Source organism: Streptomyces sp. BBFR51 (assembly GCF_044591655.1).
Lineage (GTDB): Bacteria > Actinomycetota > Actinomycetes > Streptomycetales > Streptomycetaceae > Streptomyces.
The window spans coordinates 356457-382224 of sequence record NZ_CP172448.1 but is presented as its reverse complement, the minus strand read 5'-3'; the positions used below and the strand labels follow the sequence as shown (position 1 = coordinate 382224).

The 25768-nt window shown below is 72.4% G+C and carries 24 protein-coding genes; 16 read left to right on the top strand and 8 right to left on the bottom strand.

Features of this window, described 5'->3' with window-relative positions; translation table 11 throughout:
- Positions 1–197 precede the first annotated feature (197 nt).
- The 4 genes from ACGH7X_RS01745 to ACGH7X_RS01730 are packed head-to-tail and all read right to left on the bottom strand — an operon-like array spanning position 198 to position 4039.
- Entirely contained in the window at positions 198–656 is a 459-nt protein-coding gene (locus ACGH7X_RS01745; RefSeq protein WP_399880803.1) for a MaoC family dehydratase, read from the bottom strand.
- Positions 653–2227, bottom strand: coding sequence for a long-chain fatty acid--CoA ligase (locus ACGH7X_RS01740; RefSeq protein ID WP_399880800.1), 1575 nt, complete (start codon positions 2225–2227; stop codon positions 653–655). Before ACGH7X_RS01740 ends, ACGH7X_RS01745 begins: the two co-directional genes overlap by 4 nt.
- Before the next feature lie 11 nt (positions 2228–2238).
- Positions 2239–3111 carry an amidohydrolase family protein gene (locus tag ACGH7X_RS01735; RefSeq protein WP_399896702.1) on the bottom strand — a complete coding sequence of 291 codons (873 nt, stop codon included), beginning with the start codon at positions 3109–3111 and terminating at the stop codon, positions 2239–2241.
- A 16-nt stretch (positions 3112–3127) separates the two neighbouring features.
- Positions 3128–4039, bottom strand: coding sequence for an SDR family oxidoreductase (locus ACGH7X_RS01730; protein WP_399880797.1), 912 nt, complete (start codon positions 4037–4039; stop codon positions 3128–3130).
- A gap of 170 nt (positions 4040–4209) precedes the next feature.
- Between ACGH7X_RS01730 and ACGH7X_RS01725 the strand changes: the two genes are divergently transcribed.
- A complete protein-coding gene (locus ACGH7X_RS01725) occupies positions 4210–4707 on the top strand; it encodes a MarR family winged helix-turn-helix transcriptional regulator (RefSeq protein WP_399880794.1) in 498 nt (165 codons plus the stop codon).
- Between the two features lie 49 nt (positions 4708–4756).
- Here ACGH7X_RS01725 and ACGH7X_RS01720 read toward each other — a convergent pair whose 3' ends face one another.
- Positions 4757–5764 carry a PaaX family transcriptional regulator C-terminal domain-containing protein gene (locus ACGH7X_RS01720; RefSeq protein WP_399880791.1) on the bottom strand — a complete coding sequence of 336 codons (1008 nt, stop codon included), beginning with the start codon at positions 5762–5764 and terminating at the stop codon, positions 4757–4759.
- 137 nt (positions 5765–5901) lie between these two features.
- Between ACGH7X_RS01720 and ACGH7X_RS01715 the strand changes: the two genes are divergently transcribed.
- The 9 genes from ACGH7X_RS01715 (at position 5902) to ACGH7X_RS01675 (ending at position 15883) form a co-directional block, all read left to right on the top strand.
- Positions 5902–6825 carry a transporter substrate-binding domain-containing protein gene (locus ACGH7X_RS01715; protein WP_399880788.1) on the top strand — a complete coding sequence of 308 codons (924 nt, stop codon included), beginning with the start codon at positions 5902–5904 and terminating at the stop codon, positions 6823–6825.
- A gap of 3 nt (positions 6826–6828) precedes the next feature.
- A complete protein-coding gene (locus ACGH7X_RS01710; RefSeq protein WP_399880786.1) occupies positions 6829–7758 on the top strand; it encodes an amino acid ABC transporter permease in 930 nt (309 codons plus the stop codon).
- On the top strand, positions 7755–8555 hold the full coding sequence (locus ACGH7X_RS01705; RefSeq protein ID WP_399880784.1) for an amino acid ABC transporter ATP-binding protein: 801 nt from the start codon (positions 7755–7757) through the stop codon (positions 8553–8555). The genes ACGH7X_RS01710 and ACGH7X_RS01705 overlap by 4 nt, the downstream gene beginning before the upstream one ends.
- The gene (locus ACGH7X_RS01700; RefSeq protein ID WP_399880781.1) at positions 8552–9694 is read left to right on the top strand and encodes a CapA family protein; all 1143 of its coding nucleotides are present in this window, start codon (positions 8552–8554) and stop codon (positions 9692–9694) included. Before ACGH7X_RS01705 ends, ACGH7X_RS01700 begins: the two co-directional genes overlap by 4 nt.
- On the top strand, positions 9691–10929 hold the full coding sequence (locus ACGH7X_RS01695; RefSeq protein ID WP_399880778.1) for a CaiB/BaiF CoA transferase family protein: 1239 nt from the start codon (positions 9691–9693) through the stop codon (positions 10927–10929). Before ACGH7X_RS01700 ends, ACGH7X_RS01695 begins: the two co-directional genes overlap by 4 nt.
- Before the next feature lie 59 nt (positions 10930–10988).
- Positions 10989–12113 (top strand): 2-hydroxyacyl-CoA dehydratase, encoded by a 1125-nt coding sequence (locus tag ACGH7X_RS01690; protein ID WP_399880775.1) that lies wholly within the window; start codon positions 10989–10991, stop codon positions 12111–12113.
- Positions 12110–13363 (top strand): 2-hydroxyacyl-CoA dehydratase, encoded by a 1254-nt coding sequence (locus ACGH7X_RS01685; RefSeq protein ID WP_399880773.1) that lies wholly within the window; start codon positions 12110–12112, stop codon positions 13361–13363. Before ACGH7X_RS01690 ends, ACGH7X_RS01685 begins: the two co-directional genes overlap by 4 nt.
- Entirely contained in the window at positions 13356–14828 is a 1473-nt protein-coding gene (locus ACGH7X_RS01680; RefSeq protein ID WP_399880770.1) for an MFS transporter, read from the top strand. Before ACGH7X_RS01685 ends, ACGH7X_RS01680 begins: the two co-directional genes overlap by 8 nt.
- A 95-nt stretch (positions 14829–14923) precedes the next feature.
- Positions 14924–15883 (top strand): DUF1152 domain-containing protein, encoded by a 960-nt coding sequence (locus tag ACGH7X_RS01675; RefSeq protein WP_399880767.1) that lies wholly within the window; start codon positions 14924–14926, stop codon positions 15881–15883.
- Here ACGH7X_RS01675 and ACGH7X_RS01670 read toward each other — a convergent pair.
- Positions 15880–16848, bottom strand: coding sequence for a LysR family transcriptional regulator (locus ACGH7X_RS01670; RefSeq protein WP_399880764.1), 969 nt, complete (start codon positions 16846–16848; stop codon positions 15880–15882). The two genes, ACGH7X_RS01675 and ACGH7X_RS01670, sit on opposite strands and share 4 nt — an antisense overlap.
- A 104-nt stretch (positions 16849–16952) precedes the next feature.
- Between ACGH7X_RS01670 and ACGH7X_RS01665 the strand changes: the two genes are divergently transcribed.
- Positions 16953–17846 carry an NAD(P)H-binding protein gene (locus ACGH7X_RS01665; RefSeq protein ID WP_399880762.1) on the top strand — a complete coding sequence of 298 codons (894 nt, stop codon included), beginning with the start codon at positions 16953–16955 and terminating at the stop codon, positions 17844–17846.
- 44 nt (positions 17847–17890) lie between these two features.
- Positions 17891–18256 (top strand): darcynin family protein, encoded by a 366-nt coding sequence (locus ACGH7X_RS01660; protein ID WP_399880760.1) that lies wholly within the window; start codon positions 17891–17893, stop codon positions 18254–18256.
- A 6-nt stretch (positions 18257–18262) separates the two neighbouring features.
- Here the strand turns inward: ACGH7X_RS01660 and ACGH7X_RS01655 are convergent, their stop codons facing one another.
- A complete protein-coding gene (locus tag ACGH7X_RS01655) occupies positions 18263–18919 on the bottom strand; it encodes a class II aldolase/adducin family protein (protein ID WP_399880757.1) in 657 nt (218 codons plus the stop codon).
- Positions 18916–20217: a 3-oxo-tetronate kinase gene (gene otnK, locus ACGH7X_RS01650; protein ID WP_399880755.1), complete on the bottom strand. Its 1302-nt coding sequence runs from the start codon at positions 20215–20217 to the stop codon at positions 18916–18918. The genes ACGH7X_RS01655 and otnK overlap by 4 nt, the downstream gene beginning before the upstream one ends.
- 217 nt (positions 20218–20434) lie before the next feature.
- On the opposite strand from otnK, the gene ACGH7X_RS01645 reads away from it, so the two are divergent.
- The 4 genes from ACGH7X_RS01645 (at position 20435) to rox (ending at position 25713) form a co-directional block, all read left to right on the top strand.
- Entirely contained in the window at positions 20435–21847 is a 1413-nt protein-coding gene (locus ACGH7X_RS01645; protein WP_399880752.1) for a homoserine dehydrogenase, read from the top strand.
- A complete protein-coding gene (locus tag ACGH7X_RS01640; protein ID WP_399880749.1) occupies positions 21844–23202 on the top strand; it encodes a gluconate:H+ symporter in 1359 nt (452 codons plus the stop codon). Before ACGH7X_RS01645 ends, ACGH7X_RS01640 begins: the two co-directional genes overlap by 4 nt.
- 80 nt (positions 23203–23282) lie before the next feature.
- The gene (locus ACGH7X_RS01635) at positions 23283–24077 is read left to right on the top strand and encodes a DeoR/GlpR family DNA-binding transcription regulator (protein ID WP_399880747.1); all 795 of its coding nucleotides are present in this window, start codon (positions 23283–23285) and stop codon (positions 24075–24077) included.
- A 208-nt stretch (positions 24078–24285) separates the two neighbouring features.
- Positions 24286–25713, top strand: a complete 1428-nt coding sequence (gene rox / locus ACGH7X_RS01630) for a rifampin monooxygenase (RefSeq protein ID WP_399880745.1) — start codon at positions 24286–24288, stop codon at positions 25711–25713.
- The last annotated feature ends 55 nt before the right edge of the window (positions 25714–25768 follow it).

Genomic DNA, 25768 nt, shown 5'->3' with positions numbered 1-25768 from the left:
GTCTGCCGTGCCTGCCGTGCCGCTTGCCGTGCCGCGTCCCGACGTCGGGACGCACCGCGTACTCGCCCATGCGTCCAGGACCCTCCGGAGTGCCGTCGTCCGTATCAGTCTCCGTCGCCGCCCGGACCTCGCAAGCGGAGGCGGTGGCGGCGGCGACACGAATCGGCACTCCGGGGAGGGTGGGGCCGCCTCGCCGGTCAGGCGTAGTGCCGGTACACGGCCCGCGCCACACAGGCGGGCTTCTCGCTGCCCTCCACCTCGACGGTGAAGGTCAGACCCATCTGGACGCCGTTGCCCTTGACCTCCTCGACGGAGTCCACCGCGCCGTGCAGGCGGATCTTCGCGCCGACCGGCACGGGGCTCGGGAAGCGCACCTTCTCCAGGCCGTAGTTGACGCTCATGGAGATGCCGGAGATCTCCAGGAGGTCACCGAACATGGGGATGATCAGGGACAGGGTGAGGTAGCCGTGGGCGATGGGCCCGCCGAAGGGGCCCTGCTTCGCCCGCTCCGGATCGGTGTGGATCCACTGGTGGTCGTCGGTGGCGTCGGCGAAGGTGTTCACCCGTTCCTGTGTGATCTCCAGCCAGTCGGTACGGCCGAGGTCGCGGCCGGCGAGGGAGGTGAGACCTTCGATGCCCTGGGCGGTGGTGGTCACGGGGTGCTGCCTTTCCATGGGGTCGGGGCTGGGGGAGTGGGTCCGGTGGGGCGGACCGGGTGGGCCTCGCGCACGGCCGCTTTGATGATCTTTCCGGAGGCCGTCCGGGGCAGGTCTTCGGCGAACGCGACGGTTTTCGGGATCTTGTACTTGGCCAGCCGGCCCCGCAGGTGCGCGAGGATCCGGGGCCCGTCGGCGCGGCCACCGGCCTCCAGGACGACGACGGCGTGGCCGACCTCGCCCCAGACGTCGTCCGGCACCCCGACGACCGCGCACTCGCGTACGGCCGGGTGACCGAGCAGGGCGTCCTCCACCTCGGCCGGGTACACGTTCTCCCCGCCGGAGACGAACATGTCCTTGACCCGGTCGACGATGTAGGCGTAGCCGTCCTCGTCCGTGTGGGCGACGTCGCCCGTGCGCAGCCATCCGTCGTCGGTGAAGGCGGCCGCGGTGTCCTCGGGCCGGCCCCAGTAGCCGGACATGACGTTGGGACCCTGGACGAGGACCTCACCGCGCTGCCCGGGCCCGGCGGTGCTGCCGTCGGCGAGAGTCACGCGGGTGTCGGTGAAGAAGTGCGGCACGCCCGCCGAGCCCGCCTTGGCCGAGGTCTGCTCCCGGTCGAGGAAGAGGACCCCGGGGGACGCCTCGGTCATGCCGTACCCCTGGCTGAAGGCCAGGCCGCGCGCGAGGTACCGGTCGATGGTGCGCGCCGGCACCGGTGCGCCGCCGCAGCTCACCGAGCGCAGGCTCGACAGGTCGGCCGACTCCCAGCGCGGGTGGGCGGCCATCGCGTCGTACATGGTGGGCACGCCGAACATGTACGTCACGCGCCTGCGCTCGACGACCTCCAGGACGGTCGACGGGTCGAAGGCCTCGAGCAGCACGACCCGGCCCCCCTTGAGCAGGGTCGGCAGGCAGGTCATGTTGAGCCCGGCGGTGTGGAAGAGCGGGGCGACGACCAGGGTGACCTCGTCACCGGTCAGGTCGGTGTCGACGAGGACGTTGACGCTGTTCCAGGTGATGTTGGCGTGCGAGAGCACGGCACCCTTGGGCCGCCCCGTGGTCCCGGAGGTGTACATGATGACGCAGGGGTCGTCCGGGGCGACGGCCTCGTCCAGCGGCTCGGTGCCGCCGCCGGCCAGCAGGTCCTCGTAGCCGAGGGCGCCGTCGTCGGTCGCGCCGAGCGTGATGCGGTGCCGGACGCCGCCCTCCGCGGCGGCCACCGCGGCCGTCCCGGCCTGATCGGCGCCGTGGACCAGCACCGTGCTGCCCGAGTCACCCAGGTTGTACGCCAACTCCGGCGCGGCCAGCCGGGTGTTGAGCGGGACGAAGACGGCCCCCAGGGCACCGGCGGCGAACAGCGTCTCCAGGAAGGCCGGATGGTTGGGGCCCAGGTGGGCGACGCGGTCGCCGCGGGCGACCCGGAGGGCACGCAGACCGTGCGCCAGGCGCAGGACCCGCTCGTGCAGTTGGCGGTAGGTGATCTCGGTGTCCCGGTGGACCAGCGCCGTGCGCCCGGGTGTCTTGCGGGCCCGGCGGGCCGGCCAGGAGCCGATGCCTTGGTTCAACACGGCGTCTCCCCTCAGTCCTTGCGCAGGCCGAGCAGACGGGCGGCGTTGTCCTTGAGGATCCTGGGCCGCACCTCGGGCTTGATGTCGAGCTTCTCGAAGTCGGCGAGCCAGCGGTCGGGGGTGATGACCGGGTAGTCGGAGCCGAAGAGCACCTTGTCCTTGAGCAGCGTGTTGGCGTACCGCACCAGCTGCGGCGGGAAGTACTTGGGCGACCAGCCCGACAGGTCGATGTGCACGTACGGCTTGTGCGTGGCGACGGCCAGCGCCTCGTCCTGCCAGGGGAAGGACGGGTGCGCCAGGATGATGCGCAACTCGGGGAAGTCCACGGCCACGTCGTCGACGAGCATGGGGTTGGAGTACTTCAGCCGGATGCCGCCGCCCCCGGGCACACCGGCGCCGATCCCGGTCTGCCCGGTGTGGAACAGCGCGGGCACGCCCAGCTCCTCGATCGCCTCGTAGAGCGGGTACGCCATCGGGTCGTTGGGCGCGAACGCCTGGATGCTGGGGTGGAACTTGAAGCCGCGCACCCCGTGCTCCTCGACCAGGCGCCGTGCCTCCCGGACGCCCGCGCGGCCCTTGTGCGGGTCGACACTGGCGAACGGGACGAGCACGTCCGCGTGGGCGGCGCAGCTCTCGGCGACCTCCTCGTTGGCGATCCGCGGATGGCCGGTGGCGTGCTCGGCGTCCACGGTGAACACCACCGCCGCCATGCGCCGTTCCCGGTAGTACGTCGCCATCTCGTCGATGGTCGGCTGCCGGTGGCCGTGCGCCTTGAAGTAGTCCTCGGAGGCCCCGAAGAGTTCCGGGCTCAGCGCGCCGTGACCGGTCCGGGAGATCTCCGCGTGGGTGTGGACGTCGATGGCGGTCAGGGCGTCGACGTCGATGACCGGGTCGCTCATCTCAGGCCTCCGGTGCCTTGGGAGCCGGGATGCCGTACGTCTCGGGCTCGGCCCCGACGCCGTCGTGCCACCGTTCGGCGATCGCGTCGGCGCTCCAGCCGCCGTCGGCGAAGGCCACCGCGGTCTCCTTGGGGTGGGCCCACAGGGCCAGCCGGTCGCCGCCGACGCCGATGGCCTGGCCGGTGACGTCCTTGGCGGTGTCCGAGGCGAGGAAGGTGATCAGGCCCGCGACGTCCTCGACGGTGCCCAGGCCCTCGTCCTTGCGCAGCCAGTCGGGCAACGGCGTGCCGGTGCGCTCGGCCTCCTCGATGGCCGGGGCGAAGGCCGGGACGGTCTTGGTCATCTCGGTGGCCGCGACGGGGACGACCGCGTTCACGGTGATGCCCGCCCGGGCCAGCTCCATCGCCCAGGTCCGGGCCATCGCCACGATGCCGGCCTTGGCGGCGGCGTAGTTGGTCTGGCCGAAGTTGCCGCGCTGGCCGGCGGGGGAGGAGATCAGGATCAGCCGCCCGCCCTCGCCCTGCTCGCGCATCCGTACCGCCGCGGCCCGGGCGCAGGTGAAGGTGCCCCGCAGGTGGACCTTGACGACGGAGTCGAAGTCGTCGTCCGTCATCTTCCACAGCACCCGGTCGCGGAGGATGCCGGCGTTGGTGACCAGGGCGTCCAGCCGGCCGAACTCCCGCACCGCCGCCTCGGTGAGCTGCTCGGCGGCCTCGCTGTCGCCCACCGCCGCCACGACGCCGACGGCCCTGCCGCCGGCCGCGGTGATGGTGCCGACCGCCTCGTCGACCACGTCGGCGTCGACGTCGTTGACCACGACGGCGGCGCCCGCCGCGGCCAGGGCCCGGGCGTAGGCGAGTCCCAGTCCGCGTCCGCTCCCGGTGACGACGGCGACCTTGCCTTGCAGATCCATGACTGTGCCTCCTCCTGACGGGCGGCGCGGCCGGCCGGGCCGTCACCCCACACGATGGATCGACAGGAATCCTGTCGGTTGGGCTCAGTGTTCTCTTTTAACAGGAATCCTGTCAACGGCTTAGGGTGATCGGTTGTGGGACACGGAGCGGCGGCCAGTGGAGGCAGGGGATGACGCAAGCAGCGGAGCCGGCGGCGGACGCCGGGGCGGAGGTCGGGGCGGAGGTCGAGGGGGGAGTCGAGGCGGGAGCCGATGGGGGGCCGTCCCTGCTCTACCTGCTCAAGCGGACCGAACTCGTCGTACGCGCACGCCTGGAGGAGCTGCTCAAGCCCGCCGGGGTCACCGCGTTGCAGTACACGGCACTGACCGTGCTGGAGCGGCACGACGGGGTGTCCGCCGCCCAGTTGGCCCGGGACTCGTTCGTCACGGCGCAGTCGATGGCGGACATGGTCCGCGCCCTGGAGAGCCGCGGTCTGGTCCGGCGGGAGCCGAACCCGGGCAACCGGCGGGAGAAGGTGATCCTCCTCGCCGACGCCGGACGGCGACTGCTGGCCGACTACGCCGAGCCGGCCCGCCGGCTGGAGCGGCGCATGGTGGCGGACCTGCGGCCCGTCGACGTCGAGCGATTCCGGGACGCCCTGAAGAGCGCGCACCGCGCGCTGTCCTGACCCGCGCCGGAAGGAGCGGGCGGCCGCACCTGGTGCGCGGCCGCCGCGGTCACGCCTTCGAGCGCGTCACCTCGTCCAGCCGGCGTGCCTGGGCCGCCTGCTCGAACGGGGTGTCCCCATGGGCCCTGCGGTCGCCCAGCGAGACGTACAAGTCGTCGATGGCGGCAGAGTCGTGATGGGACGCCAGTTCGGCCAGTTCCGGTGAGACCGTGCCGAGGATCTGCCGGAACCGCAGCTCGGCCAGCGGACCCAGACGGTCGTAGATCTCCAGGAAGACCCGCTGGGCGCGCGGCCGGTCCCAGTCCGGCGGCAGCAGCTCGGCCGGCAGGTCCGGGTCGGTCTCCGGGAAGCGCCGCCAGGCCACCCGCAGTTCGGTGCGGGTGCGCAGTGCCTCGGCCGGGCTGATCAGGCCCGCGGCGAGACTCTCGAGCACCGGTTCGTAGCGTTCGGTGAAGGCGCGGTACTCCTTGCTCAGCGACGTCAGGTCGAACGCGGAGACCGGGTCGCCCTGCCGCGTCCCGCCGGGCACCGCGGCACCGCGCAGCACGGTCGCGGTCTCGATGCCGAGCTCCCGCAGCAGGGCCTGCGCGTCCGTGCCGAGGTCGTGCGGCGACACCCACACGCCGTCGTACAGCGCCGCGAACCGCAGCAGCCGCAGCCGCGAACGGAGCGTGGTGCGCAGACCGCGGGCCTGCTCGGGGACGGAAAACGCGACGACCGTCCACATTCCGTCCCACTCGGGCGCGGTGGTGCCGAAGGTCAGCATGCGGTGCGTGCGTTCGACGATCACCTCGGAGGTGCGCGCCGGAATCCCGTACGCCGTCGTGCGTCCGCTGCGCGAGGTGTCCAGCAGTCCGCGGGCCACCAGCCGGCGCATCGCGGCTCTGGCCCCGTCGGACGTCACGTCGAAGTCGGCGAGCAGTCTCACCAGCGCTGTAGCGGGGATGTGTTCGTCCCGCCAGTACCAGAAGTCGCCCAGCAGAGACGTCAGCAGGAGTTGGGGCTCCGCCCCGTTCTGAGCCCGGGGCAGCTCGGCCTTCGGCAGGTCCTTCCCCATGGCACCTCAGTTCCCTCGGTGGCCTTCGCGTCGCACCGAAGTATCGCACGACTCTTGCTATAGGCGACACCTCATGCGACGCTCGGCATCGATACCGACAATGACGCGGATCTCTCTCCATGCAAGGGACCACCTTCATGCGTAACTATCGAGGCCACCGTCGGTGGCGAACATGTTGCACCCTCACGGCCGCGCTCGTCTCCGCGGTGGCCCTCGCCGGCTGTGCCGCGGACGAGGAGGAAGGCGTCTCCAAGCCCTCCATCCCCGAGGTGAGCGCGCTCCACGACGCCCTGCCGCAGTCGGTCAAGGACTCCGGAGTCCTGCGGTTCGCCGGTGACTCGCACCCGCCGTTCCGCTCGGTCGGCGCCGACGGTTCGGTGACGGGCATCGACAAGGACCTGCAGGAAGCACTCGGGCAGGTGCTCGGAGTACGCACCGAGATCAAGATCGTGAACAACCTTCCGGCCGCGCTCCAGGGCATGCTCGGCGGGCGCTACAACGGCTTCAACGGGCCGGTGCAGGCCACCACCGAACGCGAGCGCCAGTTCGACACCATCACCTGGATGACCAGCCGCACGTCCTATGTCGTGCCCAAGACGTCCAAGGCCAAGGTCTCCTCCGCCACCGACCTGTGCGGCAAGCAGGTCGCCGTGGTCAAGTCCAGCGTCGTCGAGGGCCAGTTGGCCAAGCTCTCCGAGTACTGCACCGACCACGGCAAGCAGCCGGCCCGGTCGATCGGGCTCGACGACACCAACGCCACCCTCCTGGCCGCACAGTCCGGCCGCGCCGACGCCGCCGGGATGACCCAGGCCGCCGCCATCGACGTCACCGAGTCCCAGTCGGACAAGTACGGCTACGTCACCCAGACCGAGGAGCAGGGCGCCACCACCGACAACCTCGCCCTCCTCGCGCCCAAGGAGAGCGGGCTCGGCCCGGTGCTCCAGAAGGCCTTCCAGAAGCTCGTCGACAACGGTGAGTACCGACGCGTCATGGAGCACTGGGGGCTGAAGGACGTGATGGTCGACAAGCCCGTCCTCAACATCGCCAGCAAAGAGAGCTGAACCGTGGCCGGACCCATCTCACTGACGGAGAGCAAGAGCTCCACCGACCCGAAGGGCGACGACGTCGCCCTCTCCAAGCGGCGCGTACGGCCCTGGCGGGTGGTGGCCGGCGTGGTGCTCGCGCTCGTCGCCGTGCTCCTCGTCCACTTCCTGGTGACCAACCCGCGCCTGGAGTGGGACGTGGTCGGGCAGTATCTCTTCGAGCCCTCGGTGCTCTCCGGACTCGGCACCACGGTGTGGCTCGCCGTCGCGGCCACCGTCGTCGGAGCCGTCGTCGGCGCCCTCCTCGCGGCGGCGCAGATGTCCACGTTCCCGCCGGTCCGCTGGGCGGCCACGCTCTACATCGGCGTGTTCCGCGGCATCCCGCCGCTCGTGCAGCTCATCTTCTGGTTCAACCTCGCCTACCTCCTGCCGCGCATCTCCATCGGCATCCCCTTCGGACCGGAGTTCGCCTCCTGGGACGCCAACGAGGTGATCACGCCGGTGACGGCCGCCGTCATCGGACTGTCGCTGGTCGAGTCCGCGTACATGGCGGAGATCATCCGCGGCGGACTGCTGGGCGTGGAGCAGGGCCAGCGCGACGCGGCCCGCGCGATGGGCCTCACCCCCGCCCAGACCTTCTTCCGGGTCGTGCTCCCGCAGGCGATGCGCGTGATCATCCCGCCGGGCGGCAGCCAGTTCATCAGCGTGCTCAAGGGGACCGCGCTGGTCTCGGTGATCGCCATGGCCGACCTGCTGCACTCGGTCCAGGTCGTCTACAACCGCACCTACGAGATCGTCCCCATGCTCATCGTGGCCTGCCTCTGGTACCTCGCCGTGGTCACCCTGTTCACCGTCGGACAGCGCTGGCTGGAGCGGCACTTCTCCCGGGGCCACACCACAGGCGGCCTCACCCGCCGCCCGAAGAAGACCTCTCACGGAGCGTCCGCATGACCACTGAACCCGCCCTGCGCGTGCGGGGCATACGCAAGAACTTCGGCGACCACGCCGCCCTCGACGGAGTGGACCTCGACGTCGCCGACGGAGAGGTCGTCACGATCATCGGCCCCTCCGGCTCCGGCAAGTCGACCCTGATCCGGTGCGTGCACCAGCTGGAGACCATCGACTCCGGCGCGATCCACCTCGACGGCGAACTGCTCGGCCACGAACGGCACCGCGGCACCCTGCGCCCCCTCGGCGCCCGCCGGGTCGCCGCCCAGCGCGGCCGGATGAGCATGGTCTTCCAGCAGTTCCACCTCATCCCGCACTTCACGGTGCTCAGGAACATCACCGAGGCCCCGGTGCGCGTCCACGGCAGGTCCCGCCGGGAGGCGGAGGCCGAGGCCCGCGAACTGCTCGAACGGGTCGGCCTGGCCGACCGCGCCGAGCACTTCCCGCGCCAGCTCTCCGGCGGCCAGCAGCAGCGCGTGGCGATCGCGCGGGCCGTCGCCGCCCGGCCCCGCGTCATGCTCTTCGACGAGCCCACCAGCGCCCTCGACCCGGAACTGGTCGAAGAAGTACTCGGCGTCATGCGGCAGTTGGCCGCCGAAGGCATGACCATGGTCGTGGTCACCCACGAGATGGCCTTCGCCCGCGAGGTCGCCGACCGCTGCGTCTTCATGGAGGCCGGCCGCATCGTCGAGAGCGGAACGCCCGACGACATGTTCACCAACCCCCGCACCACGCGCCTGCGTTCGTTCCTCGCCCGGCACCGCGACAGCCTCGCCACCCCTCAGGAGCACGTCTCGTGATCACCGTCGCCTCGGTCGGGGACCTCATCCTCGACGAACCCGACCCCGCCTCGTTCCTGGCGCCCTCGGCACCCCTGCTGAGCGCCGCGGACGTCACCGTCGGGCACGTCGAGGTCCCGCACTCGGCCACCACCGTCCAGCAGAGCACCGACGTCCCCGCGCCCCCGGCCGACCCCGCGGCCCTCACCGCGCTCGCCGAGGCCGGCTTCGACGTCGTCACGCTGGCCGGCAACCACATCTACGACGCGGGCGACACCGGCGTCGCCGACACCGTCGCGCACGCCCGCCGGGCGGGCCTGGCCACCGTCGGCGCCGGAGCCGACCTCGACGAGGCCAGGACCCCCGCCGTCGTCGAACGCGGCGGGCTGCGGATCGGCGTCCTCTCCTACAACTGCGTGGGCCCGCGCGAGTCCTGGGCCACCTCACGCAAGGCCGGCTGTGCCTACGTGCACGTCCTCACCCACTACGAGCTGGACCACGCGAGCCCCGGCGGCCCGCCGAAGATCTACACCTTCGCCGACCCGGACAGCCTGGCCGCCCTCCAGACGGACGTGGCACGCCTGCGCGAGCGGGCCGACGTGGTCCTCGTCGGACTCCACAAGGGCGTCGGCCACACCCCCGCCGCCGTCGCCATGTACGAGTCACCGGTGGCCCGTGCCGCCATCGACGCCGGCGCCGACGCCGTCTTCGGCCACCACGCCCACATCATGCGCGGCATCGAGACCTACCGGGGCCGCCCGATCTTCCACGGCCTCGGCAACTTCGTCACCGTCACCCGCGCACTGACCCCGGACGCGAGCAGCCGCGCCGGCGCCGAGCTGACCGCATGGGCCAAGCGCCGCAAGGAGCTGTACGGCTTCGCCCCCGACCCCGGCATGCCCGCCTACCCCTTCCACCCGGAGAGCCGCAACACCGCGATCGCCGTGTGCCGCTTCGACGGCGAAGGACTCGTCCAGGCGGGCTTCGAACCCTGCCGGATCGACGACCGGGGACGTCCCGTGCCGTGCGGCGACACCGACGAAGGACGACGGGTCACCGACTACATCGAGCACATCACCCGCGCCGCGGGCCTGAACGGCCGGTTCGTCCGCGAGGACGGCCGCGTACTGATCGAACTGCACACCGAGAGGGCATCATGAGCGACCAGCCACTGGCCGGACGTACCGTCATCGACCTGACCACCGCGCTGGCCGGCCCCTACGCCACCCTGCTCCTGGCCGGCCTCGGCGCCACCGTCATCAAGGTCGAGAACCCGGCCACCGGCGGCGACTCCTCGCGCAACAACGCGCCCTACGTGGGCGGCGACGGGCTCTCCGTGTCCCGGCAGAACCCGGACGACATGTCGGTGTCGATGCTCGCCCGCGGCCGCAACAAACTCAGCGTCACCCTCAACCTCAAGGACGAGCGCTCCCAGCGGGTCTTCGCGGACCTCGTGCGCGACGCCGACATCCTCGTGGAGAACTACAGCCCCGGCGTCACCGATCGCCTCGGCATCGACTACGCCGCCGTCCACGCGCTCAACCCGCGGCTCGTCTACACCACCATCACCGGATTCGGCAGCCAGGGCGGGCCCGGCTCCGGCAAGGCGATGGACTCCATCATCCAGGCGCTGTCCGGCGTCATGCTCACCGCCGGCGAGCCGGACGAGGGACCGGTGCGCTTCGGCCTGCCCGTCGGCGACATGCTCGCCCCGCTGTTCGCGGTCATCGGCACCCTCTCGGCCCTCATGCAGGCCGACCAGAGCGGCGAGGGCCAGCACGTCGACGTGTCGATGCTGGGGGCGCTCACCTCCCTGGTGGCGTGCGAGCCCTTCGACGCCTTCGCCGCGGTCGGCATGCCGCAGCGCACCGGCGCCATGGTGCCCCGCCTCGCCCCCTTCGGCATCCTGCCCACCGTCGACGGCCACATCGCCCTGTCCGCACCCACCGACGCCTTCGCGCACGGCGTGCTGCGCGCCGTCGGACGCCCCGACCTGATCGACGACGCCCGCTTCCACAGCCGTGACCAGCGCGTCCGCCACGCCGACGAGATCCACGCCCTGATACGGGAGTGGAGCGGCGCCCGCTCCACCGCCGAGGCGATCCATGCGTTCACCGCGCAGGGCGTGCCCGCGGCCGAGGTGCGCGAACCCCGGGACGCCGTACGGGACCCGCTCGTGCGGGATCGCGAGGAGGTCGTACCGGTGCTGCACCCGAAGCACGGCCCGGTCGAGGGCCTCGCCACCACCGGCGTCCCCATCCGGTTCTCCGCCGCGCGCGCGGGCTTCGACCGGCCCGCCCCCGCGCTCGGCGAGCACAACGACGCGGTGTACCGGGAGAAGCTCGGCTACAGCGCCGAGGACATCGCCGAGCTGGCCGCCGAGTCGGTGATCTGACCCCCTCCCGCACTCGGGCCGCCGCTCCACCGCACACCCGTACCACCTGGAGGAATCTCATGTCCGCTGCCCTCGCGCAGCTCACCTCCCACGGCACCGACCGCCGCGCGGCGGCCGACGAGTTCAGAGCACGCCACCACGGCGGAGTGATCGGCTACGTCGGCGCCGACGTCCCCGTCGAGTACATCACCGCGGCCAGCCTCATGCCCCTGCGGCTGTCCGGCAGCCCCGGCACCCCGAGCACGGCCGGCGACCGCTGTCTCGGCACCGGCCTGGACCCCGCGGCCCGCTCCGTCCTCACCCGCCTGCTGGACCACGACTTCGGACCGCTGGACGGCATCGTCGTCTCCCGGGACTGCGAGGCGTCCCTCAGGCTGTTCTACGCACTGCGCGAACTGCGGCGCGTGGACCCGGCCCTGGCCCTGCCGCCGGTGCACCTCGTCGACGTACTGCACCTGCCGCACCGCACGACCACCCGCTATGTGCGGGCCAAACTCGGCCAGTTGCGCGCCACCGTCGAGACCTGGGCCGGCCGGAGCATCGACGACACCGTACTCGCCGACGCCATCACCGCCCACGACCGGCTGCGCGAGCTGCTCACCCGAGTCGCCGCACTGCGCCGGCTCCGCCCGGCCCGGCTCACGGGCGCCGAGGCGCTGTCCGTCGTGGCCGCGACCACCGCACTGCCCGCCGACCGCGCCACCGCGCTGCTCGAAGAACTGCTCACCGGGGCGGACCACCTGCCCGAGCACGAAGGACTGAGAGTGTTCCTCACCGGAAGCCCGCACGACACGGGCCACCTCTACACCGCCCTGGAGGACAGGGGCCTGCTCGTCGTCGGCGAGGACCACGACTGGGGCGACCTGCTCTCCCTGCGCCGGGTCGCCGCCCCGACCGAGGACGCGCTCGCCGAGCGCTACCAGTACAACGGGCCCGCGGCACCCCGCGCGTCGATCCGCGCCCGCGCCGAGCACACCCGGCGTGCGGCGCGGGACTGCGGCGCCGAGGCCCTGGTCGGCTACGCCCGCACACACGACGACGCCCCGCGCTGGGACTACCCGGCCCAGCGGGAGGTGACCGGGCTGCCCTCCGTGCTGCTGAGCCGGCAGCCGTACGGCGGACTCGACGAGGAGGCGGCCGAGGCCCTGACCGGACTGCGCCCCCACGCGGAGGTGGCCCGATGAGCGCCCCCCGACTGGCTTCCGCGTCGGCGGCGACCGCCTACCAGCGGCAGTGGTTCGCCGACCTCAGGAAGGAGGTGGCCGACGGCGGCGACCTCGCGCTGGTGAACGCCGACGCCCCGCAGGAGATCTTCCGCACCATGGGCATCCCGTACGTCGTCAACCAGTGGTGGTCCTCGATCGTCACGGCCAAACGACGCGCCCAGGACTACCTCGGCCTCCTGCGCGAGCGCGGCTACCCCGACGACACCGAGCAGTACAGCTCCATACCTCTCGCGTCGGCCTTCGACCCCGACCCGGCGAACGCGCCCTGGGGCGGACTGCCCAGGCCCTCCATCGTGCTCGCGGAGACCACGGGCGACGTGTCCCGGAAGATCTTCGACATCTGGGACACCCAACCCGGCGTCTCCTTCTACCCCTTGGAGAGCGCCGCCGAGAACGACGTACCCACGCGGTGGTGGGAACTGATGCCGCGCGACTGGGAACGGGCCGTCGGCAGCGACCGCCTGGACCTGATGACCGGCGAACTCGAAGGTCTCATCAGGTTCCTGGAGCAGACCACCGGCCGGGTGTTCTCCGAGACCCGCTTCGCCGAGGTCATGAACCTCGTCAACGAGCAGCAGGAATGGAACCGCCGCACCCGCGACCTGATCGCGCGGGCCCGCCCCTGCCCGCTGCCCGTCAACGACAGCATCCCCAGCGTGATGATCCCGCAGTGGCACCGCGGCACGACCTGGGCGCGCGACGCCGCCCGCGCCTTCCACGACGAGGTCGCCGAGCGGGTGTCCGCCCAGACCGCGGTCTGCTCCGACGAGCGGGCGCGGCTCATGTGGATCGGGCGGGGACTCTGGTTCGACCTCGACTTCTACCGGCGCTTCGAGGAGAGCCACGGCGCGGTCTTCGTCTGGTCCATGTACCTCGCGATCGCCGCCGACGGCTACCTGCGCTACGGCGGCGACCCCCTGCGCGCCCTCGCCGCTCGCTTCGCCGCCTTTTCCGACCAGCTCTACACCCCGCCCTGGTCCGCGGAGTGGTACGTGAAGGAGGCCCGGCACCACGGCGTCGACGGGGTCGTGCACCTGGTCTCCGAGGACGCGCGCGGCAGCTACTTCACGACGCGCGCGCTCGAGGCCGCCGGCATCCCGGTGCTCGAACTGCACGCCGACAACGTGGACGCGCGCAGCGCCGACGGCGACGCCCTCACCCGCACCGTCGGCGACTGGCTCGAGGGGCGGGTCCTCGCCGGTGACTGACCCGGCGCCGTCCATGCGGGCGGTGCTCTCCGGGGCGCTGGCCGCGCTGTTCGTCGGCTCGCTGACCAACACGATCGTCGGCATCGCCCTGCCGACGATCGCCGGTGAACTGGGCGGCCAGGACCAGGTGCCGTGGGTGGCGAGCGCCGCGCTGCTCACCATGACCGTGGCGACGCCGCTGTGGGGCAAGGCCGCCGACCGCAAGGGGCCCAGGCCGCTGCTCCTCGCCGCGCTGGGGGTCTTCGTGGCGGGCTCGCTGGTGGCCGGCTGCGCCCTGTCGATGGGCGTACTCGTCGCGGGACGCGCGCTTCAAGGGGTCGGTGCGGGTGGCGTCCTCGCGCTCACCAACGCCCTCGTCGCCGGGCTGGTCCCGGCCCGGCAACGAGGGCTCTACACCGGGTGGTTCGGCGTGGCCTTCGGCACCGCCGCCGTCGCCGGACCACTGGCCGGCGGGCTGCTCGTCGGTCTGCCCGGCCTCGGCTGGCGCTGGTGTTTCCTCGGCGTGATCCCCGTCGCCCTGGCCGCAGCCCTGCTGGTCCGGCTCGCACCGCACCGCGTGCCCGAGGCTCCACGCGGCGGCGTGGACGTCCTCGGGGGCACGCTGCTCGCGGCCTGTGCCTCGGGCCTCGTCCTGCTGCTGTCGGCCGGCGGCCGGGCCTGGCCGTGGGCGTCCTGGCCCACACTCGCGCTCGGCGGCGCGGTCCTCGTGCATGCGGTGGCCTGCGTGCGCCACGAGCGCCGTGCGGCGGACCCGATCCTGCCGCTCAGGCTGTTCGCGCGGCCCGGCCTCGCCGTGGCGTGCGCGACGAGCTTCCTGGTCGGCGCGGTCATGTTCGGCGGCGTCATCTATCTGCCCCAGTACCTCCAGGTGGTCCGGGGCCACGGCGCCACCGAGGCAGGGCTCCTGATGCTGCCCCAGGTCGGCACGATGATCGCGGCTTCCGCGTTCTCCGGCTACCTGATCAACAGGACCGGCCGCTGGAAGGTGTTCCCCGTCGTCGGCTGCGCCCTGGTGACGGCCGGCGCCGTCCTGCTGTCGCCGATCGCGCCGGACACCTCCCCGTGGTGCCTCGCCGGTGCCATGGCCGTCCTCGGCGTGGGCACCGGGCTGACCCAGCAGGTGCTCGTGCTGGTCGCGCAGAACGCCGTCGGCACCGGCGACGTCGGGGTGGCGGGCGCCGCGGCCACCTTCAGCCGCACGCTCGGCGGAGCGGTCGGCGTCGCCGCGTTCGGGGCGATGATCTCGGCCCGGCTGCGGTCCGGCGTGCCGGCCGGCCAGGACCCCGGCGGACTGCTCGGCACCCCGGAGCGGGTCGCCGAACTGCCCGCCCAGGTCGCCGACTCCGTACGGGCCTCCTACACGGCCGGGCTGGCGTCCGTCTTCCTCGTCGCCGTACCGCTCGCCGCGGCCGCCCTCGCCGCCGTCCTGCTGATCCGCGAGACCCCGCTCGACACACGCGGGTAGCCGCACCGGACCGCACTGGGCCCTGCCGGCGTCCGTCCGGCAGGACCCTGCCTCGCGAGGCCGAGTCCCCGGTGGGATCGCCGACAATGATCGACATGACCTCTCTGCACACCAACCCGCTGTTCGACCGGCTCGCGGACGCCGAGCGGATCCTCGTCGCCGGCGCGGGCGGAGGGTTCGACATCTACTCGGGTCTGCCCCTGGCCCTGTCCCTCCTGCACCAGGGCAGGGAGGTGCAGTTGGCGAACCTCTCCTTCAGCGCGCTCGCCGGACTTCCCCCCGACGCCTGGGCCGCGCCCGACCTGGCCGTCATCACGCCCGAATCGGCGCCGCACCAGAGCTACTTCCCGGAGCGGACCCTCGCCCAGTGGCTGGACGGGCACGGCTACCCGGCCACCGTCCACGCCTTCCCGCAGACCGGGGTCCAGCCGCTGCGCGCCGCCTACGAAGCCCTGATCGCGCTGCACGCGATCGACGCCGTCGTACTCGTGGACGGAGGCACCGACATCCTGTTGCGCGGCGACGAGGCCGGTCTCGGCACCCCCGAGGAGGACCTCACCAGCGTGGCGGCCCTGGCCGCGCTGGACGACGTGCCGCACCGCCTCGTGGTCTCGCTCGGGTTCGGCATCGACGCGTACCACGGTGTGAACCACGTACAAGTCCTGGAGAACATCGCCGCGTTGGAGCGCGACGGCGCCTATCTCGGAGCCTTCTCCGTCCCGCGCGCCACCCGTGAGGGCGCGCTGTACCTCGACGCGGTGGCACACGCCCAGGAGCACACCTCGGAGCACCCCAGCATCGTGAACGGCTCCGTGGCGGCGGCCGTTCAAGGCTCCTTCGGCGACGTCCGGTTCACCGACCGCACCCGGGGCGGCGAACTCTTCGTGAACCCCCTGATGTCCCTGTACTTCGCCTTCGATCTCCCCGGCCTGGCGGCCCGCTGCCTGTACCTGGACCGCATCGAGGACACCCACCTGATGCGCCAAGTGCACACGCGTATAGCCGAGTTCAGAGAGGGTGTCGTGACCCGCCCGCCCCGCGGTTTCCCGCACTAGGACCCGTCCTGGCCGGACGGCCGGGCGCGCAGGGCCCTGCGGACGGCACCGCGCAGCCAGTGGTGTGCTCCGTCGGCGGTGTGCCGGGGGTGCCAGGCCATGCCGATGACGACGGGGGGCAGTGGCAGCGGAACGTCGAGGAGGCGCAGGCCGAGGGCGGTCGCCTGCTCGGTCAGTGGCGAGGGGCCTGCGCCGGGCGGTGCGGTGGGGACCAGGGCGACCACGTCGCTGCGGGCGGCGAGGCCCAACGCGGCCAGGTGGCCGGGAAGGACCACGGTGACCCGGCGACTGAGACCGTGCTCGGCGAGGGCGGCGTCGATGGGACCGGTGAAGCGTCCGCGCCGGCTGACCGCGACATGCTCGGCGGCGGCGAACCGGGCCGGGGTCAGGGGCTCCGCGGTGAGGGGGTGGCCGGGCCGGACGGCCGCCGTCATCCGCAGGGTGACCAGCTCCTCGACCCGGGTCTCGGGGTCCACGTGGTCGATGGCCCCGACCTCCAGGTCGACCCGGCCGTCACGGAGGGCGGGACCGGCCTCCAGTTCCTCGGCGCGGAACCGCAGGGACACCCCGGGTGCCTCCTGCCCGGCCAGGGGCAGCAGGCCGGCGGCGAGCGCCGCACCGACCAGGTCGGCGGCCTGGAGGGTGAGAGTGCCGCGCAGCGTGGCCGGGTCCACGTCGGCGGCCGGGGTCAGCAGCGCGCCGAGCCGGCGCACCACGGCGGCGGCTTCGTCCCGCAGGGCCAGCGCCCTGGGAGTGGGCACCATGCTCTGCCCGGCCCGGACCAGCAGGGGGTCCTGGAGGATGCGGCGGAGGCGGCCGAGGGTGCGGCTCATGGCGGCGGGGGACGTGTGCATGCGGGCCGCGGCGCGGGTGACGCTCTGCTCCGTGAGCAGGGCGTCGAGGGCGACGGCGAGGTTGGCGTCGATGACCGGCGCCAGAGGATCCGTACTGCTCACCTGTGTCATTCCGTTCCGGGCAATTATCCCTTGCTGAAGTTCCCATTGTGGCAACACCTCGTGGGCTCGCAGGATCGAGGTCGTACCGATCCGGCACGACCCACGAGGTTTTCATGATCGTCATCACTGCTCCCACCGGGAACATCGGCCGCCACCTGCTGCCGCTGCTCCTGAAATCCGCTCCCGCCCGCGACGAGGAACTGCGTGTGATCGTGCGCGACCCCGCGCGCCTCCCCGACGCGGTGCGCGAGCGCGTCGAGGTGGTCACCGGCTCGCACGGCGACGCCGCGGTCGTCGACCGGGCCTTCGACGGCGCCGACGCCGTCTTCTGGCTCGTCCCGCCGGACTCCTCCCGCACCCCGGACCAGGCCTACCGCGGCTTCACCCGCCCCGCCGCGAACGCGCTCGCCGTGCACGGCGTCGGCCACGTCGTCGGCGTCTCCGCCCTCGGTCGCGGCACCCCGGTCGCCGGGCGCGCCGGACTCGTCACCGCCTCGCTCGCCATGGACGACCTCCTCTCGGAAACCGGCGTCGCCTACCGGGCCCTGGCCAACCCCTCGTTCTTCGAGAACCTCCTGGAGGAGACCGACTCGATCCGCGAGAACGGCGTCTTCAGCGACGCCGCCGACGCCGACCGCAAGGCTCCCTTCGTGGCCGTCGCCGACATCGCCGCCGTGGCCGCGGGGCTGCTCCTGGAGCGGTCCTGGACAGGCACCGGCAGCGTCCCGGTCCTCGGCCCGCAGGACCTGTCGCCCAACGACCTGGCCCGCGTCATGACCGGGCAACTCGGCCGCCCCGTCCGCTACGAGCGTCAGTCGCTCGACGACCTGCGCGCCACCCTTGTCGGCCACGGCCTCGACAAGGAGTTCGTGGAGGGCGTCGTCGACATGAAGCGGGCCAAGGACGACGGCCTCGACGCGGGCGTCACCCGCACCCCGGGCACCACCGCCCCGACCACCTTCGAGCACTGGGTCGCCCAGACCCTCATGCCCGCGATCCTCTCCTGAACCCTCGCCCCAAGCGGCCCCCACCCCCCGAACAGGAATCAACCATGCCTGCTGAGACCACCGAAACCCCGGTCACCGCGTTCATGCTCGTCAAGACCACACCCGAGTGGCTCGCCATGACCGTCGAGGAGCGGGTGCACGCCTTCACCACCGAGGTCGTCCCCGCCGTAAAGGCCAGGACCAGCGGCGTCCGGTCACGCTTCTACGACACGGAGTTCTACTCCGCGCGCGTCACCGACGTCTGGGTCTGGGAGGCGGACGACCACCACGCCTACCAACTCCTCGTCGACGCCCTGCGCGAAACACCCTTCTGGGACCGGTACTTCGAGGTCGTCGACCTCCTCGTCGGCACCGAGAACGGCTACGCCCGCACCTACGGGGTCGACGCGGTCACCACCATCTCCACCTGACACCCGTCACGGCTGCGGCCGCGCGTCCGGCTCCCAGTACGTGCCGTACTTCCGGGCCAGCGCGGTCGCCTCGGCCGGCGTGAGGTGGCGTACCGGCCCGTCTCCCAGGAGCAGGTACAGCGCGGAGGCCTCCTCCACCTCGATCGCGGCCTCGGTCGCCCCGCGCAGGGAGGTGCCCGCGACGACCGGGCCGTGGTTCTGCAGGAGCGCGGCGCGGCAGGGGAAGGCGAGCAGCTCCAGGTCCGAGGCCTGGACGGGGTCGCCGGGCGGGGCGTACGGGAGCATCGGTATCTGCCCGACCCGCATGACGAAGTACGGCGTCAGCGGGGGCAGCGCGCTGCGCTCCGACCACGGGGTGCGGCAGGAGGCCGCGGCGGCGTGCCGGGAGTGCAGGTGGACGACGGCGCGGGTGGCGCGCTCCCGTCGGTAGAAGGCCAGGTGGAGCGGATACTCCTTGGACGGCGCCGGTCCGTCCAGGTGGCTGCCGTCGAGGTCGAGGACCGACAGGTTCCGGGGGTCCAGCGCGGCCAGGTCGGTGCCGGTCGGCGTGACCAGGACGCGGTCGCCGTCGCGGGCGCTGACGTTGCCCGAGGAGCCGGGGCTCAGTCCGAGTCCGGCCAGGTGGGCCGCCGCCGCGACGAGTTCGTGTGCGAGGGCGGTCATACGAGCTGCTCCCATGCCTGCATGAAGATGTCGGTGCCGCCGAAGTTCCCCGACTTCAGGGCGAGATCGATCGTGTGCGCCGTCCCCGTGGGGCACACCTCGGTGCGGGCCCAGGCGACACCCGGCGCGATGGGCGCCCCGACGGCGAGCGTGCGGGCGCGCAGCGCCGTGACGACGGCGCCCGACGTCTCCCCGCCGGCCACCAGCAGCCGCCGCGCTCCCGCGTCCACCAGGGCCGTCGCGCAGGCGGCGAGTGCTCTCTCCACGAGCGACGAGGGTGCCTCCGCGCCGGGCGGGGTGTCGGTCTCGACGTCCTCCGGGGCGGCGACGGCGTAGATCAGGGGCGGCCGGGCGGGGTCGGCCGCCCACCGCTCGCGCACGAACCCGGTCAGGTCGGCGACGGCGGCGTCGAAGTCGGCGCGGAGCCGGCCCAGGTCGAGCCGCCGGTGCGGCAGCCGGCCCAGAGCATGGCCGACCTGCGCCCGTGTCGCGGCGGATGCGCTGCCCGCGAGGACCACACCCGGGTCCCGGGGGCGGGAAGCGGGCCGGGCGCGGGCCTGGTCGGGATGCGCGCCGGTCAGTCCCACGGCGAGCCCGGCGGCGCCGGTCACCAGGCCGAAGTCCTTGGTCGCGGCGGCGACGGTGCGCAGGTCCTCCTCGTCGACGGCGTCCACGACCGTGAGCGCGTCGGCGTGGGCGTCCTCGTCCAGGGCGGCGCGCAGGGCGGCCGTGCCGGCCCGGACCGTGTCCAGGCCGATGCGCGTGACCGGGTGCTCCGTCTGCGGCCGCAGCAGCCGGTCGACGCGGGAGTCGAGCATCGGGGTGAGGGGGTGGTGGCGCATGGGGCTCTCGTCGAGCAGGTCGTCGTGGACGAAGAGCCTGCCCCGGTACACCGTGCGCCCGGTCGCCGGGAAGGAGGGGACCACCACCGTGCGCCGCTCGCCGATCTCCTTCAGCAGCGCGTCCGTGACCGGCCCGATGTTGCCTCGGGGCGTGGAGTCGAACGTCGAGCAGTACTTGAAGTAGAAGCGCCGGCAGCCGACCGCGCGCAGGGCGCGCAGTGCCCGGCGTGACTCCTCCACAGCCTCCGGGACGGGGGCCGTTCTGGACTTGAGGGCCACCACGACCGCGTCCACGTCCGCCCATCGGCCCTGCGCGCCCGGCTCGCCCGGCTCCGGGGAGGACGCGACCGCGTCGGCGCCGACGGCGACCACGGTCCGGAAGCCGCGGGCGACCAGCATCGTCGCAAGATCGGTCGCGCCGGTGAAGTCGTCTGCGATGGCCCCGAGGGTCGGCATCAAGTGCTCCTGCGTTGGTGTCCGGGTTCCTGGTGCGGCCTGAGGCCACTCGTGATGATCTGTGAAATTATGTTACCAGACTTTACGCAGATGGGATCTGGTGATACATGTTGTTCATTCGCTGCTTCTAGAACGCGCGCCCCACAGCACACCGTCGCCCCGTCGACCGCGCGAGAAGCCCCTATCACCACCTTGCGCGCTCATCCAGGAGGGCCTCATGAACCTGCATCACTTGTTCGCCGACGGCGGCGGCCGGACGGTGCGGTACGCACTGACCGGGGCCGGCGGCGGATTCGCGCGCACCCTCCTGGCCCAGAGCCGACGCCTGCCCGGCCTCGTCCCGGCCGTCCTGTGCGACCGCGACCTGCCCGGACTGCGCGCCATGCTGGACGAACTCGGTTACGACGCCACGCTGCCGGCCGAGTGCCACGATGCCACCGCCGTGGCGGGCGCCGTCGCGGGGGGCGGCATCGCCCTCGTCTCCGACGCGGCCCTGCTGACCGCGGCCCCCTGGGACATCCTCGTGGAGGCGACCGGCAGCCCGGCGGACGGCCTCGCCATGGCCGAAGCGGCCCTCGCCGCCGACCGGCACGTCGCGATGGTCAGCAAGGAGGTCGACTCCGTCGCAGGCCTCCACCTCGCCGACCTCGCCGCCGCCCGCGACCTCGTCTACACCACCGCCGACGGCGACCAGCCCGCCAACCTCATCGGCCTGGTGACCTGGGCGGAAGTGCTCGGCCTCGACGTCGTGGCGATCGGCAAGTCCACCGAGTACGACCTCGTGTTCGACCCCGAGACCGGCGAGGTGACGCAGCTCGACACCACGGTTCCCGCACCGGAGCTCTCCGGACTCCTCGGACTCGGCGACGACGTGCGCGCCACCCTCGACGCCCGCGCCGCGGCCGTGGCCGACCTGCCCACCGGCGCCACCGCCGACTACTGCGAGATGGCCGTCGTCGCCAACAACACCGGCTTCCGCCCGGACACGGAACGCCTGCACTACCCCGTCGCCCGCATCGCCGAACTCGCCGACGTCTACCGCCCCCGCGAGGAGGGCGGCCTGCTGACCCACGACGCGGTCGTGGACGTCTTCAGCGCCCTGCGCCTGCCCGGCGAGGCCTCCTTCGCGGGCGGCGTCTTCGTGGTCGTGCGCACCGACGACCCGGTCACCTGGGAGACGCTGCGCGAGAAGGGCCACGTCCTCAGCAAGGACGGCCGGTACGCCGCGATCTACCTGCCCTACCACCTGATGGGCGTCGAGACCCCGGTCAGCCTGCTGTCGGCCGTACTGCACCACCGACCCTCCGGCGGCACCGACCCCCGCTCGCACGCCGTACTCGCCGGCCGCGCCCGCACGACCCTGCCCGCCGGGACCGCCCTCGCCATGGGCGGCCACCACCACGACGTCACCGGCGTCCAGGCCGTCCTGCTGCGCGGCGAGGACGCACCGGACGACATCGCTCCGCTCTACCTCGCCGCCCACGCCACGCTCGCCCGGCCGGTGCCCGCCGGTGAGCTGATCCGCGTCGCCGACCTGGCCGACCCGGACGCGGGCCTGCTGCGGGCCTGGCGGGCCGGACGCGCCTCGCGCGGCTGCCCGGACGGCACGGAAGGAAGCACCGCCGCATGAGCACCGACCTCCAGCACCTCCTCCTCGGCGCCGCGGCAGTCGTCGTCCTGGTCCTGCTGATCACCAAGACCAAGCTGCACCCGTTCCTCGCGCTGGCCCTGTCCGCCCTGGGGCTCGGCGTCGCGTCCGGCATCGCCCCGGTGCGTGCCGTCGACGCCTTCCAGGACGGCTTCGGCGACACCCTGGCCGGCAGCGGCCCGACCATCGGTCTCGGCACCCTGCTGGGCGGCATCCTCCTCGGCTCCGGCGGCGCCGACCGCATCGCCACCGTCTTCATCGGCTCCCGGCCCGTGAAGTGGATCCCGGCCGCCATCACCGCCGCGGCCCTGCTGATCGGTATGCCGCACCTGTTCGACGTCAGCTTCGTCATGCTCGTGCCGCTGGTGTACACCGTGGCCAAGCGCAGCAACACCCACCTGCTGTGGGTGGGCCTGCCGATGGCCGCAGGACTCTACGTGTCCCACGGCCTGCTGCCGCCCCACCCCTCACCGACCCTGGCCGTCGCCGCGTACGGCGCCAACACCGGACTCACCATCCTGTGGGGCCTGATCATCGGCATCCCGATGGCCGTGCTCACCGGCCCGGTGCTGACCAGGTTCATCAGCCGCTGGTTCGGCCCCGCGCCCGACCTCGACCGCGGCCCGGTCCAGTCCGCCACCACCGAGCCCGAGAACCGGCGCAAGCCCGCCTCCTTCACTCTCGCGCTCATCACCGTGCTGCTCCCGCCGGGCCTGATGCTCATCGGCACCCTCGGCACGGCCAACACGGCCGAGGGCACACTGCCCTACCAGTTCTTCGACGCCTGCAACTCCTCCGTGCTGTCCCTGCTGGCGGCCGTGATCTTCGCCTTCTTCGCCCTCGGCGTACGGTCCGGATTCGGCCTCGGCCAGCTGCAGAAGATGGCGTCCAAGGGACTCGCGCCGGTCGGCGCGATCATCCTCATCCTGGGCGCCGGCGGCGGCTTCAAGGCGATGCTGACGGAGACCGGCATCGACCAGCTCATCTCCGACTACGCCGTGGACTGGGCGATACCCCCGCTGCTCCTCGGCTGGCTGGTCGCCGCCCTGCTGCGGATCTGCCTCGGCTCGGCGACCGTCGCCACCGCCGCGGCGACCGCCATCGTCGCACCGCTGCTCAGCGCCTCGCCCGGCACCTCGCCGGAACTGATGGTGCTGGCCACCGCCTCGGGAGCGGTCATGCTCTCGCACGTCAACGACTCCGGGTTCTGGCTGTTCAAGGAGTACTTCCAGCTGTCGGTGGCGCAGACCTTCCGCACCTGGACCCTGATGCTGTCCCTCCAGTCACTCCTCAGCCTGGGCGGCGTGATGCTGCTCAGCACCGTCGTGCACGGCTGAGACCACCTGCCGGTGACGGTCCCGGCCGTCACCGGCATGATCATCGGCTAACGTCATCACGGTCGAAGGGAGACCAGACCATGACCTCGGACGGCGAGCACCCTCCGCTGATCCCCGACCAGCGCCGCGAACAGCTGCTGAAACACCTGCGGCGCGACGGCGTGCTCAGCGTCCAGCAGATCACCCGGCTCCTCGGTGTCTCCCACATGACCGTGCGACGCGACATCGCCGAACTCGAACGAGGCGGCCTGGTCTTCTCCGTCCCCGGCGGCGTCCGTATCGCCAGCACCATCAGCAGCGAACCGGGGTTCCTCGACAAGTCGCAGCTCGAGCAGCCGCAGAAGCGGGCGATGGCCGCCGAGGCCGCCCGCCTGGTCCAGGACGGGATGACCGTCTACCTCGACGCGGGCACCACCCTGCTCGCCATGGCGCCCGCGCTCGCCCAACTGCCCCACCTCACCGTGGTCACCAACGACTTCACCACCATCGGCCGGCTGATGGACGCCGAGAACCTGGAACTGGTGCACGTCGGCGGCCGCGTCGACGTCTCCAACCGCTCCAGCGTCGGCCGCCTCGCCGCGGACACCCTGCGCCAACTCGCCCTGGACGTCGCCTTCATCAGCACGAGCTCCTGGGACCTGCTCCGGGGCACGACCACGCCCTCAGAGTCCAAGGTCGACGTCAAACAGGCGGCCATGGCCTCGGCCGCGCACTCCGTCCTGGTGGCCGGCTCGTCCAAGTACGGCACCTTCGGCCGCTACCGCGTGGCGCCGCTGACGGCCTTCGACACCATCGTCACGGACACCGACCTGACCGACGCCGCCGCCGAGGGCATCCGGTCCGGCGGTTCGTCTCTCGTCCTGGCCCAGCCCTGACCCGCGGCGACTGAGCGGCAACGAAAGCGGCAACCAGAGCGGCAACAAAAAGGCACGAGGAACGCTTTCCTCCCGCCACTATCAACCTATAGCGCATGGGGGGCCTTGCGGCAAGGGCCCGTTCATGGCGCAGAATCGTCGCCCTCGGCCGCCGCGCTGCGTACAGCGCGGGCGGCCCGACCTGACGATTTCGCTCCATGGGGGACTCATGATCGACGTGCTCGTCGTCGGCGGCGGACCGACCGGCCTGATGCTGGCCGGCGAACTGCGGCTGCACGGAGTACAGGTGCTGGTGCTGGAAAAGGAGCCGGCGCCGACGCGGGTGGTGCGCTCACTGGGCCTGCACGTGCGCAGCATCGAGGTGATGGACCAGCGCGGACTGCTGGAGCGCTTCCTCGAACACGGCCGGCGGCACCCGGTCGGAGGCTTCTTCGCCGCCATCGACAAGTCCACGCCGCACGGGCTGGACACCGCGCACGGCTACGTCCTCGGCATCCCGCAGCCCACCACCGACCGCCTGTTGGCCGAGCGCGCCACCGAACTCGGCGCCGAAGTCGCTCGCGGGCGTGAACTGGCCGGGCTGAGCCAGGACGAGCACGGGGTGGACGCGGAACTCGCGGACGGCACGCGACTGCGTTCCCGCTACCTCGTCGGCTGCGACGGCGGCCGCAGCACGGTACGCAAGCTGCTGGGCGTCGGCTTCCCCGGGGAACCCTCCCGTACCGAGACGCTGATCGGCGAGATGCGCGTGACGGCGGAGCCGGAGACGGTCGCCGCCCGGGTGGCCGAGGTCCGCCGGACCCAGAAGCGGTTCGGCCTCGGGCCCGTGGGGGACGGGGTGTACCGCGTGGTCGCCCCCGCCGCGGGTGTCGCCGAGGACCGGTCGGTCCCACCGACCCTGGAAGAGTTCAAGGAGCAGCTGCGCCAGTGCGCGGGCACCGACTTCGGCGTGCACTCACCGCGCTGGCTGTCCCGTTTCGGCGACACCACCCGGCTGGCCGAGCGCTACCGGACCGGCCGGGTACTGCTGGCCGGCGACGCGGCGCACATCCATCCGCCCGTCGGCGGGCAGGGACTCAACCTCGGCATCCAGGACGCCTTCAACCTCGGCTGGAAACTGGCCGCCGAGGTGAACGGCTGGGCGCCCGGGGGACTGCTGGACAGCTACCACACCGAACGGCACCCGGTGGCCGCCGGCGTGCTGGAGAACACCCGCGCACAGATGGAACTGCTGTCCACCGAGCCGGGCCCTCGGGCGGTGCGCCGGCTGCTGTCGGAACTGATGCGGTTCGAGGAGGTCAGCCGCCACCTGACCGAGAAGGTCACGGCGCTCGACGTCCACTACGACTTCGGCCCGGGACACGAGCTGCTCGGCCGCAGGATGCGGGACGTCGAGCTGAAGCGGGGGCACCTCTACGGCCGGATGCACTCCGGCCGCGGGCTGCTGCTGGACCGTACCGGCCGGCTGTCGGTGAAGGGCTGGTCGGACCGGGTCGATCATGTAGTCGACGACGGTGAGAAACTGACCGTGCCCGCGATGCTGCTGCGGCCGGACGGTCATGTGGCATGGGTCGGTGACGACCAGCAGGACCTGTTCGACCGGTTGCCCCGGTGGTTCGGCGCCGCCACCGACTGACCTCCCCGTCACGGGCCGCCCGTCCCCGCATCCCCACCGGAGAACCCGGAGAACC